Raw genomic sequence first — 12569 nt, forward strand, 5'->3', positions numbered from 1 at the left:
GCAGTGACGAGGCTCAGTCGGTCGAGGTTCCGCGCTTCAGGGTCTGGCCGGTGAAGAACGCGGGGTTCACCGCGCGCATCACGAACATGAGCACCACGCCCGCGAGCAGCAGGAACGCGCCCAGGATGAAGACCAGGCCGAGCCCGCCGATGTTCGATCCGCTGCCGTAGTCGGGGTTCATCGAGTCGATGAGGGTGGTCACGAAGATGACCGCGAGGATGATGCCGCCGAGGAGCGGAGCGAGGAACTTGAAGAAGAACGACCGCGCGCCCGAGAAGGCCTCTTTGCGGAAGTACCAGACGCAGGCCAGCGCGGTGACGCCGTAGTAGAAGCAGATCATCATGCCGAGCGTCAGGATCGTGTCGGTGAGCACGTCGTTCGACAGCACACGCATCACCGCGTAGAAGCCCCATGCCACGACTCCGGCGATGATCGTGGCGAAGCCCGGCGACTTGAAGCGCGGGCTGATCGACGCGAAGCGCTTGGGGAACGCCTGGTAGTGGCCCATGGCGAGCATCGTGCGGGCCGGGCCCACGAAGGTCGACTGCAGCGACGCGGCCGAGCTCGAGAGCACGGCCAGAGACAGCAGGATGGCGAAGGGTCCCATGATCGGGCCGGCCAGCGCCGCGAAGACGTTGCCCGAGATGTCCTCGTTGCCGAGTCCGAGCTCGCCCGTTCCGATGCCCGAGAACATCAGCGACGCGACCGCGACGAGGATGTAGAGCACGAAGATGATACCGACGGTCAGCGTCGCGGCGCGGCCCGGAGTGGTCTTCGGGTTCTTCGTCTCCTCGTTCATCGTGAGGGTCACATCCCAGCCCCAGAAGATGAAGATCGAGAGCGAGACGCCCGCGGCGAAGGCCGAGAACGAGGGAACGCCGAACGGGTTGAACCAGTCGAGGCTGAAGGGTGTGGCGTCGAAGGCCGAGCCGTCTGCGAAGTGCACGATCGCGGCGATGGCGAACCAGACGAGCACCACGAGCTGGAACCCCACGAGCCAGTACTGCAGCGACTTGGTCGTCTCCATGCCCCGGTACGACACGTAACAGGCGCCCACCATGAAGACCAGACAGGTGAGGATGTTGATGGGGATGTTGCCCGCCAGATCGGCGATGTCGGGATTCTGGGTGATCTGCGCGATCGCCAGATACAGGAAGTCGACCGCGACGCCGGCGAGGTTCGAGAGCACCACCACCGTCGCTACGATCAGACCCCATCCGCCGAGCCAGCCGAGCCACGGCCCGAACGCCCGGGTGGCCCAGGTGAACGACGTGCCGCTGTCGGGCATGGCGTTGTTCAGCTCGCGGTAGCCGAGGGCCACGAGGAGCATGGGCAGGAAGCCCACGAGGAAGATGCCGGGCATCTGCGTTCCCACCGCTGCCGCCGTGGGGCCGAGCGACGCGGTGAGCGTGTACGCGGGGGCGATGCAGGAGATGCCGATGACAGTGGCTCCGAGCAGGCCGATCGAGCCGGCCGAGAGGCCCTTCGACGAGAGGCCGGTCTTCGCATCCGCTGCGTCGATGAAGTCGACGCCCGCGTCGCTCCCACTCCCTGCGCCGCCCCCACTCCCGTTCCCTGAGCGGCCCCCAGTCCCGTTCCCTGAGCCGCCCCCACTCCCGTTCCCTGAGCCTGTCGAAGGGGCTGTGTTCTTGCGTGCCATGGTTTCGATCCTTCTGGTGAGGCGGCGCTAGTCGGCGTCGTTGGGAACAACGATGAGGGGAACAGGCAGGGAGTGCAGCATGCGGTTCGCCGTGGCGCCCAGGAAGATGCGACTCGGAGAGGCGAGCCTCGACGATCCGACGAAGGCGATCTCATCGTCTCGCCAGCCGAGCGCCTCGACCGCGGCCTCGACGCTCGGACCCTCCGCGACCTCGGTCGACAGGATGCCCTCCGTCTTCTCCCGTTCGGAGAAGTAGTCGAGCACGGTCAGCAGGTGCTCGTCGCTCGAGACCGGGCGGGACTCGCCGGCCCCCACCTCGACCAGGGTCACGAAGCGCAGTTCCACATCGAGGCCCTCGGAGATCGCCACCATCGAGTCGAGCAGGGCCTCCCAGCCGGGGCGGGTTCCGATGGCGCACGTGATGCGGCTGATGCGCTCCGGCGCCCGATAGCCCCGGGGTGCGAGCGCCACGGGAACCGGCGAGGCGTGCAGCAGGGCGTTCGCCACGCTGCCGATCGAGAAGCGCTTGAGGATTCCCGATCGGGCGGCACCCACGACGATGCGGTCGGAGTCGAATGCCTCTGCCGCCTCGATCAGACCCTCCGACGTCGACTCGGCCCACAGCACGTGGGTGGTGGCCGTCACGTCGGCGGGCACATTCTGGATGGCCTCATCCAGCCACAACTGCGCCTGCTGGGCGATGATGCCCTCGAAATCGGCGGCGGATGCCGGCACCTTCGCGGGCACCGCGGTGCTCTGCGGCAGCACGAGGCAGATGCGCAGCTCGGCCTCGGTGAGCCGCGCGAGCGCGATGCCGAGCTCGACGGCCTCGCGGCCTCGCTCGGTGGCCTCGTATGCCACGACGTAGTTCGCTGTGCGGGTCACTTCGGTGCTCCTTGCTTCTCGTTCCCTGGGCCTGCATTCCGTTACCTGAGCTTGTCGAAGGGCATCTCTCCCCTTCGACAGGCTCAGGGAACGGGTGTATCAGTGGTCGTGGGTCAGGCCGCCGTCGGTGCTCGGCGCGTGGTGGTCGTGGCCCTCGTGGCCGTGATCGTGTCCGGCGTGGTCGTGCCCGGGGGCGCAGTGTGCGCCGGGGCTCGGCTCCACGTCGATCGAGGGGTTGCGGTCGAAGAACGAGACCGGCTTCATCCAGAACGACACGGTGTCGCTCGGCATGATCGGCCAGTCCTCCTGGCGGGTGATGTGGTGGATTCCGAACACGTACCAGAGCACCACGTCGGTGTTGCGCACGGGGCGCTCCGCCTCGATCCACTCGGGCAGGCCGTGGTCGATCGAGCTCTGGTTCACGAACTCGCCGGCCGGCCAGCGCTCGTTCTCGTCGTTCGGCGTGACCCACACCGTGTGCCCGATCACCTGGGCGCGCTCGAGCACGGCCGAGCCGGGGGCGAAGAACGAGGGGATGGCGCCGCCCGGAACCAGCTTGTAGGCCACCTGGTTTCCGATGGTGTTGCGCTTGTTCTCGTTCACGACCTTCCAGGCGCGCTGCGTGTTCCAGTCGAAGTCGTCGTGACCCTCGACCTCGATCGGGGTGTTCGCCTGCACGAGGGCGAGTCCGTGCGGGTTCTCGTCGGAGATCGGCACGATCTGCGTCTCGGAGCGGTACACGGTGTTCTCGGTGCCGTCGATGTCGAGGTCCATGCGGGCCACGATGAAGTGCTGGTGGAACGGCGCGTAGGTGCGGTTGTCGACCAGGGTTCCGTTGGGGTGCGCCTGGCCCTCGTCGATGTGGGTGACCACCATGATGCCGGTGGCGCGCACCTCGCACTCGATGTTGCCGTCTTGATAGAAGCGCCAGTAGACGAGGTACTCGTAGTTGGCGACCGTCACATGGAACGAGACGACGAGTCGGCGCATGCGGCGCACCTCGGCGCCGGCGTCGTGGTCGACGTGCTTCCACAGAACGGCGTTGTCCTCCTCGTGGATGCAGAACGCGTTCGGGATCGCGTAGGGCTCGCCTTTGGAGTCGTGCATCACGGCGTCGATGTAGCGGATCTCACCCAGGCAGTCGCATCCGAGTTCGAGCGATGTGGTCATGAAACCGAGGCCCCACTCGCCGATGTCGAAGGCCGTGCGGCGGAAGTGGTCGACGCTCGGGTCGCGGTAGGGCACCACCATTTCGGAGAACGAGAGGCGGTTCGCGATGGAGCGAACCTCGTCGCCGTCTTTGTAGGAGATGGAGTGCAGGGTCATGCCCTCGCGGTAGTTGAAGCCCACCCGCAGCGACCAGTTCTGCCACTCGATGAGGTTGCCGTCGACCTCGAAACTGGGACCCTCGGGCTGCACGATGTCGAGGGGCTTGAGCGGCGGGCGCTTGTAGTGCTCGCGGATGCGCTCGGGAATGAGGTGCGGCACGTACTCGCCCATGATCTGCGGCGTCTCGACCGTGAACGTGTCCTCGATCTCGAGCAGCTCCATGGTGTTCACGTCGATCACGCAGTGGAAGCCGTTGACCGGGCCGGCGTAGGGGTTGGCGCCGGGCTGCGACTTCACCCAGGTGTCGCTCCAGCCGAGGCGGCGTCCCTTGTACTTCTCGGGGATCACGGCGGCGCCGTAGGTCCACGTGTCCATGAAGACGAGTTCGAGGTCGGTGATACCGCGGTTGGCGAGTGCCGCGATGACCTGCGGGTTGGCGCGCAGTGCCGCGTCGGCCTCCTCCCACTCGTCGACGGTGAAGTTGGCCTGCACGTCGGGCACGTGGGTCCACTCGAGCAGGGCGTCGGATGCGAGCGACACGACGGCGATGTACGTCGCGTTCTCGGCGCGGTTCAGCACCACGAGGCGCGCCCGGCGCTCGGGAACCGTGCCGTCGGCCTCGAACTGCTTCACGGCGGCCTTCGACGGTTCGATCATCTCGATCGAGGCGAAGCGCCAGCCCGGGCCGACGTCCTTCTCGCGTTTCAGAATCGCGGATGCGGCGCGGAACTCGTCGGCGTTCAGCGGGTCGAGCGGGTGGAAGGTCATGGCGTGGTTCCTTTCGGGTGCCCTTCGACGGGCTCAGGGAGCGTTCCCTGAGCCTGTCGAAGGGAAGAGCGGACGGCGTCTTCGAGCACGCCGATCCCCTCGAGCAGCAGGGCGTCGTCGATGACGAGCGAGGGGAGCAGGCGGATCACGTTTCCGTAGGTTCCGCAGGTGAGGATGATGACGCCCGCCTCGAGGGCCGCAGCGGCCACGCGTTTCGTGATGTCGGCATCCGGCTCTGTGGTGCCGGGCCGCACGAATTCGATGGCGAGCATCGCGCCGCGGCCCCGTACGTCGCCGATGACGCCGGTGTCGTCGGCCAGCGCCCGCAACCGCGGCATCACGATCTCCTCGATGTGGCGCGCACGGCCGGCCAGGTCGTGCTCGCGCATCTGGGCGATGGATGCGACGGCCGCGGCACACGCGATCGGGTTGCCCCCGTAGGTGCCTCCCAGGCCACCGGCGTGCACGGCATCCATCAGCTCGGCGCGACCGACGACGGCCGCCAGAGGAAGCCCGCCCGCGATGCCCTTGGCGAGGGTCATGAGGTCGGGCACGATGCCCTCGTCGTCGCTGGCGAACCAGGAGCCGGTGCGGGCGAAGCCCGTCTGCACCTCGTCGGCGATGAAGACCACGCCGTTGGCCGTGGCCCAGGCGCTCAGCGTGGGGAGGAAGCCCGGAGCGGGCACGATGAAGCCGCCCTCGCCCTGGATGGGCTCGATGATCAGGGCCGCGACCTGGTCGCCGCCCAGCTGCTTCTCGATGGCCAGGATGGCGCGGTTCGCGGCGTCGACGCCCGAGAGGCCCGGCTCGTCGCGGAAGGGGTACGACATGGGCATGCGGTAGACCTCGGGCGCGAACGGTCCAAAGTTGGTCTTGTAGGGCATGGCCTTGGCGGTGAGCGCCATCGTGAGGTTCGTGCGCCCGTGGTAGGCGTGGTCGAAGGCGACGACGGCGTCGCGACCCGTGGCCAGGCGGGCCACCTTGATGGCGTTCTCGACAGCCTCGGCGCCGGAGTTGAACAGCGCGGAACGCTTCTCGTGATCGCCGGGAGTCAGCTCGGCCAGCAGCTCGGCGACCTCGACGTAGCCCTCGTAGGGGGTGATCGTGAAGCAGGTGTGCGCGAAATGTGTGGACTGCTCGGTGACGGCGGCGGCGACAGCCGGGTTGGATGCTCCGACGCTGGTGACCGCGATGCCGGCGCCCAGGTCGATGAACGAGTTGCCGTCGACGTCGACGACGACCCCGCCGTCGGCATCCGCCGCGTAGACCGGAACGAGCGACGAGACGCCCGCCGATACGGCCTTGCGGCGGCGCTCGGTGAGGGCGGCCGACTTGGGCCCCGGGAACGGTCCCGTGATGCGCCGCTCCTGCGGCAGGCGATGCGTGATGGTCATGGTGTCCTTGTGTCGTTCGCTGAGCTTGTCGTTCCCTGAGCTTGTCGAAGGGGCCGCGTGGAGGTTCCCTTCGACAAGCTCAGGGAACGATGGCGACTACTCCAGCGACGACATCACGTGCTTGATGCGCGTGTAGTCCTCGACGCCGTACATCGACAGGTCTTTGCCGTAGCCCGAGTACTTGAACCCGCCGTGCGGCATCTCTGCCGTCAGCAGGATGTGCGTGTTGATCCAGACGGCGCCGAAGTCGAGGTCGCGCGAGACGCGCATCGCCGTGGCGTGGTCCTTCGTCCAGACGCTCGAGGCCAGGGCGTAGCGCACGTCGTTGGCGAGCTCGACCGCCTCCTCTTCGTCGCTGAACTTCTGCACCGTGATGACGGGGCCGAAGGTCTCCTCCTGAACGATGTCGTCGCTCTGCAGCACGTTCGTGACGACGGTCGGCTCGAAGAAGAAGCCGGTGTCGCCCACCTGGTGGCCGCCCGTGGCGATGACGGCGTGGTCGGGAAGCGACTCCACCTTCGTCTTCACATCGGTGAAGTGGTTGATGTTGTTGAGCGGGCCGAAGTAGTTCTCGCTGTCGTCGGCGCTGCCGGTCGTGCGCTCCTTCGCCTCGCTCGACAGCGCCTCGACGAGCTCGTCGTGAATGGACTCGTGCACGAGCACGCGGGTGATCGCCGTGCAGTCCTGGCCCGCGTTGTAGAACGAGAAGTCGGCGATCGCCGCGGCGGTCTTCGCCACGTCGACGTCGCCGAAGACCACGGCCGGCGCCTTGCCGCCGAGCTCGAGGTGGGCGCGTTTGAGGGTCTTCGCGGCCCCGGATGCGACGGCCATTCCCGCGCGCACCGATCCCGTGATCGAGACCAGGCCGGGGGTGGGGTGGTCGACGATCGCGGCGCCGGTGGCCCCGTTGCCGAGCACGATGTTGAGCACGCCGTCGGGCAGGATGCCCTGGCTGATGCGCGCCAGCTCGAGGGTCGATTCGGGGGTGGTGTCGCTGGGCTTCAACACGATGGTGTTGCCGGTGGCGAGGGCGGGTCCGATCTTCCAGATCGCCATGAGGAAGGGGAAGTTCCACGGGGTGACCTGGCCGACCACGCCGATGGGCTCGCGGCGAACGTAGGAGGTCGTGCCCTCGATGTACTCGCCGGCGCTCTTGCCCTCGAGCAGGCGGGCGGCTCCGGCGAAGAAGCGGATCTGATCGGCGCCGGCCTCGACCTCGTCTGTGCGGATCGTGTCACGGGGCTGGCCGGTGTTGCGGTGCTGCGCTTCGACGAGAGCGTCGGCGTTCGCCTCGATGGCGTCGGCGAGCTTCAGCAGCGCGAGCTGACGGGCGCCGGGAGTGAGTCGAGCCCAGGGCTTGAAGGCGGCCTTCGCGGCCTTCATCGCGACATCGACATCGTCGGCGGTGGAGACGGGCGCCTGGGCCACGGTCTCGCCTGTGGCCGGATTCACGATGTCGAGCAGCTCGGAGCCCCCTGGCGTGACGAACTGGCCGTTGATGAAGTTCTTTAGCGTGGGCGTGGACACGGATCTCATCCTCTGCGTCGAGTGGCGGAACAACCTGAGCGGCTGGGGCCAGTCTGGCACTGCCCGCGCCGTCGCGGCGATCGAATCGATAAAGATTTGATTCCGAATGTTATCACTCGGCGCTAGTGCTCCGCAGCGTCACTCCGCAGCGTCATTCCGCAGCCACGGGGATCCAGCGGTTGCCGACCCTGCGGGTGAGTTCCGGCGTGCTCAGCTCTGCCAGCTCGCCCGCCAGGCCGAAGATGCCGAGCGCGATGCTGCGCGCATCCGGGTCGTCGTCGCCGGTGAAGCGGATGACGACCCTCGCCTCGCCGCGGACCACCGCGATGCTGGAGGCCTCGACGATGGCGAGTGTGCGCGCGTCGTCGCTGAGCTCGGGAAGCAGGCGTGCTGCCGCGACGCCGGGGCGCAGCGCGCCGATGGCGGCGGAGAACCGGTAGGAGGGCACGCAGCGAGTATGCCACCTGCGCCGTCCGCCGAGCGCGCCGTAAGCGGGCGAACGCGCGCTCGTAGACGTAGCGCTCGCCCGCTCGAGGCGCGCTCACTGTCGATGAGGCCCGGGAGCGGCTACAGGCGGTAGAAGACCGGGCTGCCCCACAGGCTGTGGGCGTGCTCGACGAAGCGACCGAAGTCGGGGGAGTGGATCACGCCTCCCGCGCCGTCGTAGATGCCGATGTGCTCGCCGGGCCAGACCACGAGGTCTCCGGCTACAGCCTCGCTCTCGGAGATCTGAGTGGCGAGCGCCGACTGGTGGTCGACGCCGCGGGGCAGGGAGATGCCGAACTGGCCGTAGACGTACTGGGTCAACCCGTCGCATCCGAAGCTGTCGTTAGGGTCTGCACCCCAGCCGTAGGGTACGACGCCCACGAACTGCTCGGCGTAGGCAACGACGGCCTCGCCGCTGTAGCCGCCCTGGGGTGCGGCGAAGGTTCTGGGTGCCGACGGGGTGGAGGGGGTCGACGGGGTCGATGCGGCCTCGACGGCTGCCGCAGCGGCGGCGAGCGCATCGGCGGCGGCCTGGGCCGCGGCGGCCTCGGCATCGCGCTGGGCCTGGAGAACCGACATGTCGGTGGAGTTGTACGAATCGCGCGTGGCGGACAGCGCGGTGACCTGGCTGTCGGCGTCGACATCGATCGTCTGCGTGGCGGGCGCCGTCTCGTCGACGAAGGTCTGGCCGGCGTTGACCGTAGTGGCGACGGGGTTGGTGCCCGTGGGCATCATCGCGTAGGCCGGCAGAGCGGTGACGCTGGCCATGCCCGCCGCGACGACGAAGACGCCGGCCCGGGCGAGATTGCGGATGCCGCGGCTCTTCGGCTTGATCGCCTGCGGCTTGTAGGTGCGCGACTCCCGAGCAGCAGCCGCGAGGGCAGCGCGAGTAGGAGCCTGGAAGGTCGAACGGTGCTGCCCGGCGAGTGCAAGGGCTGCGGATTCTGCTGAGTGTCGTCCACTCATGCTTTAGTACCTCAGGGATCTGTAGAGCGTCGGGCAGGTATTCGGGTTCCCCCCGTGCGGATGCTCCCCGTACGCAGGTCGACGACGCGATCGGCGGGGTGCTTTCCAACCCGGGCGACGGTACAGGGGCGCCCTGAGTGAAAGCTGGCAAATGTGAGCCGCGCTCAAACGGGGAACGCGTCTCAGGACTCGAGCAGGCCCCGGATGTCGTCGGCCGTGAGCGCCTGGCTGAACGCGGCCTCGTCGTCGAGCACCGCGTCGGTGAGCTCGGCCTTCTTGGCCTTGAGTGCCATGACCTTCTCTTCGATCGTGCCCTCGGCGACCAGTCGGTAGACCATCACGTTCTTGGTCTGCCCGATGCGGTGGGTGCGGTCGATGGCCTGCGATTCGGATGCGGGATTCCACCACGGATCGAGCAGGAAGACGTAGTCGGCCTCGGTGAGGTTGAGCCCGAATCCGCCGGCCTTGAGGCTGATCAGAAAGACCGGTGCCTCGCCCTGCTTGAACCGGTCGATGATGTCTTTTCGCCGGCGCGACGAGCCGTCGAGGTATTCGTAGGGCACCCCGAGCGCGTCGAGTCGCGCGGCCGCCTTCTGCAGGAACGTCGTGAACTGGCTGAAGACGAGAGCTCGGTGCCCCTCGGCCACCACGTCGTCGAGCTGCTCCATGAGCGAGTCGAGCTTCGACGACGGGATGTTCGCGTACTTCTCGTCGATGAGCGACGCGTCGAGGCTGAGCATGCGCAGCAGGGTGATCGAGCGGAACACGATGAAGCGGTTCTTGTCGAGGTCGTCGATGAGGCCCAGCAGCTTCTGCCGCTCGCGCTGCAGCACCACGTCGTAGAGCTTGCGGTGGCTCGGCGCGAGCTCGATCTGCAGTTCCTGCTCCTGCTTCTCGGGCAGTTCGGGCGCGACGAGCTGCTTGGTGCGTCTCATCATGAGGGGCCGGATGCGACGGCGCAGCCGCGCGATCAGCTGCGGGTTCTCGCCGCGATCGATGGGCCGAACGTAGTCTTCGGTGAACCGGCGCGACGACGGGAACAGCCCGGGCGCCGTGATGGCGAAGAGGGACCACAGCTCGAGGAGGTTGTTCTCCATGGGCGTGCCGGTGATCGCCAGCTTGAACGGCGCCTTCAGGTCGCGGGCGCACTGGTGGATGCGCGAGGTGTGGTTCTTGGCGAACTGCGCCTCGTCGAGGATGAGCCCGGCCCAGCGGCCCAAGTTGTAGGCAGCGAAGTCGAGTCGGAACAGGGCGTACGACGTGACGACGATGTCGGCGCCGGCCGAGATCGCGGCCACCTTCTTCTTGCTCTTCGCCTCGGTGGCGCTGATGGAGCGCACGACGAGGTGGGGTGTGAACCGCTGCGCCTCGGCGACCCAGTTCGACACGACCGACGTCGGCGCCACGACGAGGAACGGGGCGCGCGTCTCGCCGGAGTCGGCTGCGACAGGCTGCTGCCGGGCGTGCGCGACGAGCGCCAGCGTCTGCAGCGTCTTGCCCAACCCCATGTCGTCGGCGAGGACGCCGCCCAGCGAGTGCGTGTGCAGAAAGACCAGCCATGAGAATCCATCGACCTGATAGGGCCGGAGTTCGGCCTCCACCGTCGAGGGAACCGCCACGGTGTCGACGCCGTCTGCCGCGTTGAGCCCCGACACGGCCGCGCGCCAGCTCGTGGCCTCGACGGTCTCTTCGGCCAGGTCTTCGAAGTCGGCCCAGAGACTGGCCTGGTAGCGGCTGATGCGCGGAGCGTCGGTCTCCCACTCCGCGATGCTGCGGGCCTCTTCGATGAGTTCGAGCAGTCTCTCGAACACCGGCTGCTCGAGCGAGAGGTAGCTGTTGTCGACCAGCTTCAGCTTCTTCTTGCCCTTCGAGAGGGCGGTGAAGAGCGGCCCGAACGGGATGGTGCGCCCCTCGACGGTGACCATGATGCCGAGGTCGAACCAGTCTCGCTTGTCGGTCTCGACCGTGGTGACGGTGAGCTCGGGCGCCTCGGTGAGCTCGACGTAGTCGGGTCGAGTGCCCACGGTCTCGACCACCACGTCGTCGCGGCCGTCGATCTGGTCGATGACCTCGACCACGAACTGGGCCGCGTCGACCCCGTCGAACACGTTGCGGCTCGCGAAGGCCACGCTCGGGTCGGCCCCTCCCCACCCGCGCGCCGTGAGGGTGTGCGACAGCAGAGACAGGATGCGATCTTCTGCGGCGTCGTCGCGCAGCGCCCTGTCGGCCCCGGTCGACTGAAGAGGGAGCAGCCGCTCGCCGCCGTAGCGCCACCCCCACGAGATGCGCAGGCGACCCTTCGGCTCGAACGTGGCCGTGAGCACGAGCGTGGCCTTCGCCTGCTCGGGAAGGGCGACCGACTCGTCGGTGCTGGTGACGGGCAGCAGGCGGCGCAGCCGAGGGTAGTAGTCGGCGAGGAACTCGGGGACCTCGTTCTTCGGCACCTCGATCGCGCGCGAGGCCGTGTCGAAGACCAGGCGGCGCTGCTCGTCGGCGAGCGGCGATTCGAGGGGCGCGAGGGCCACGCTGAACCGCGGACTGAGCGCATAGGAGTAGAGGCCGTGCGTGCCGATCGGCCCCACGGACTCGGCCGCCACCTCGGCGCCGTCGAAGTCGATCGACGTGGCCAGCGTGAGGTCGCCCGAGTTGCCGGCCGAGGCATCCAGACCCACGCTCGCCCGACGGGCGACCGCGACCGACGCGTCTTTCTTGACCCCGACCAGGGCGATGCCCAGCCGCTCGGCCTCGTCGAGCAGATGCCAGAGCAGGGGGCTGGCGAACTCGTCGAGGTAGATCCAGTCGAGGTCTTGACCCGTGTACGTGGCCCGGCTCGCGCGCTGCACGGCCGCGAACTCGGCGAACCAGCGGTGCTGCGCGGGGTCGAGGTTCATGCGGTTGGCCTGGTGCATGAAGGTGCCCCAGGTGAGGTTGTTGCGCACCCAGGCCCCGGTGGATGCGCTGCGCACCACGGGCCGCACGCCGAGCCGGCGGGTCGCGGCCACCGCCGGCGACGACCGCGGCGACGCCGACGTGGAGGTGGGGCCGCGCCACCGGTCGTGCGTGCGGGTCGCTCGCTCACGCAGCTCGAACTGCAGGGCCATGGGCACGGAGCCGGGGCTGTCGACCTCGGCGATCGCGCCCGCGTCGGCGCCCGCACCCGCGATGCCGACGGCCGTGCCGAGAACGCTCTTCCAATCGGCGGCGACGGATGCCTCGGGCCGGGCGGGCGACGCCACCAGCGGCTTCATGGCGCGCGCGTTGGTGTCGACGAGCGCGGCGGCCACGTGCTTGCAGTCGATGCCGACGGGGCAGTCGCACATGCTGAAGATCGGACGGAAGCCGCGGCCGGTCGTGCCGAGGGTGACCGAGCACGCGTAGGGCTCGGGCGCGCTGCCCTGCACGAAGGCGCTGATGACCCGGGTGTCGGCGTTCCACGAGACGTCGACCACGGCGCCCTGGCGGAAGTAGGCCTGCCCACGCTCGAACGCATTGCGGCCGACGAGCCGGGTGATCTCCGTCGCATCGACGAGCGGAAAGATCGACTCGGGCATGCG

Annotated in this window: 8 protein-coding genes; all 8 read right to left on the reverse strand. The window is 68.2% G+C overall.

Translation table 11 applies throughout. The features are described from left to right. Positions 1-13 precede the first annotated feature (13 nt). Entirely contained in the window at positions 14-1660 is a 1647-nt protein-coding gene (locus tag ASF51_RS06260; protein WP_082479588.1) for an APC family permease, read from the reverse strand. A gap of 27 nt (positions 1661-1687) precedes the next feature. Continuing rightward, a complete protein-coding gene (locus ASF51_RS06265; RefSeq protein ID WP_055926595.1) occupies positions 1688-2545 on the reverse strand; it encodes a universal stress protein in 858 nt (285 codons plus the stop codon). Positions 2546-2644: 99 nt separating this feature from the next. Continuing rightward, on the reverse strand, positions 2645-4642 hold the full coding sequence (locus ASF51_RS06270) for a primary-amine oxidase (RefSeq protein WP_055926597.1): 1998 nt from the start codon (positions 4640-4642) through the stop codon (positions 2645-2647). Continuing rightward, positions 4639-6036 (reverse strand): 4-aminobutyrate--2-oxoglutarate transaminase, encoded by a 1398-nt coding sequence (gene gabT / locus ASF51_RS06275; protein WP_055926599.1) that lies wholly within the window; start codon positions 6034-6036, stop codon positions 4639-4641. The genes ASF51_RS06270 and gabT overlap by 4 nt, the downstream gene beginning before the upstream one ends. A gap of 96 nt (positions 6037-6132) precedes the next feature. Further along, on the reverse strand, positions 6133-7572 hold the full coding sequence (locus ASF51_RS06280) for a gamma-aminobutyraldehyde dehydrogenase (RefSeq protein WP_055926601.1): 1440 nt from the start codon (positions 7570-7572) through the stop codon (positions 6133-6135). 142 nt (positions 7573-7714) lie between these two features. Next, entirely contained in the window at positions 7715-8011 is a 297-nt protein-coding gene (locus ASF51_RS06285; protein ID WP_055926603.1) for a hypothetical protein, read from the reverse strand. Positions 8012-8130: 119 nt separating this feature from the next. Further along, positions 8131-9015, reverse strand: coding sequence for a C40 family peptidase (locus tag ASF51_RS06290; RefSeq protein WP_055926605.1), 885 nt, complete (start codon positions 9013-9015; stop codon positions 8131-8133). Between the two features lie 182 nt (positions 9016-9197). Then, positions 9198-12566, reverse strand: coding sequence for a DEAD/DEAH box helicase (locus ASF51_RS06295; RefSeq protein ID WP_055926607.1), 3369 nt, complete (start codon positions 12564-12566; stop codon positions 9198-9200). Positions 12567-12569 lie beyond the last annotated feature (3 nt).

The organism is Agreia sp. Leaf283 (assembly GCF_001422485.1).
Lineage (GTDB): Bacteria > Actinomycetota > Actinomycetes > Actinomycetales > Microbacteriaceae > Agreia.